General features: G+C 70.3%; 1 protein-coding gene. It reads left to right on the top strand.

The features are described 5' to 3' along the window. The coding region (locus HUK84_RS21100) for a TolC family protein (protein WP_176641913.1) at positions 1-771 on the top strand (771 nt) is incomplete at both ends.

The following is a 771-nucleotide window of genomic DNA, read 5'->3' as shown; positions in this document are numbered from 1 at the left end:
ACCGGGCCCGCGACCGGACGGGTGGTCAGCGACATTTCGGACGCGGCCCCCGATCCGGCCTGGTGGAACGTGTTCCACGATCCCGAATTGTCGGCGCTGGAACGCCGCGTGGCGTCGCAGAACCTGACGGTCGCCGTCGCCACCGCCCGCCTGGCGCAAAGCCGCTCGCAACTGCGCATCGCGGGGGCCGAGCGCTATCCGGGGCTGAGCGCCGCCGGATCGTACAGCAGGGTGCAATACAGCACCAAGGTGCTGCAGCGCATCGTCAGCAGCATCGGGCAGTCGGGCGAGCTGCCGCTGGCCAATACCACCAACCTGGCCGCCGAATCCGGCAAGTTCACCATCCCCGTGCTGGATATGTGGAGCGACAGCATCGACGCGACGTGGGAGGTCGATCTGTGGGGGCGCGTCCGCCGGCAATATGAGGCCGCGTCCGCCGACCTCGACGCGTCGATCGAGGCGCGGCGCGGGGTGCTGATCGCACAGATGGCCGAACTGGCGCGCGACTACATGATGCTGCGCGAGGCCCAGGCCGAGCTGCGCATCCTGCTGGATAATCGCGACACCGCGGCGCAGACGGTCGCGCTGAGCCGCCAGCGCAACGCGGCCGGCCTGGTCAGCGAACTGGACGTGCAGAGCGCGCAGGCCCAGCTCGACGCCGTGACGGCGCGGATTCCCCAGACCGAACAGCAGATCGCCCAGCAGGTGAACGCGTTGAGCCTGCTGCTGGGCGCCCCGCCCGCGGCCCTGGCGGGCGAGCTGCTGACGGAT

This window comes from Nguyenibacter vanlangensis (assembly GCF_013376155.1).
GTDB lineage: Bacteria > Pseudomonadota > Alphaproteobacteria > Acetobacterales > Acetobacteraceae > Gluconacetobacter > Gluconacetobacter vanlangensis.
The sequence above is the reverse complement of the archived record's forward strand: the minus strand, read 5'-3'. Positions and strand labels throughout refer to the sequence as shown.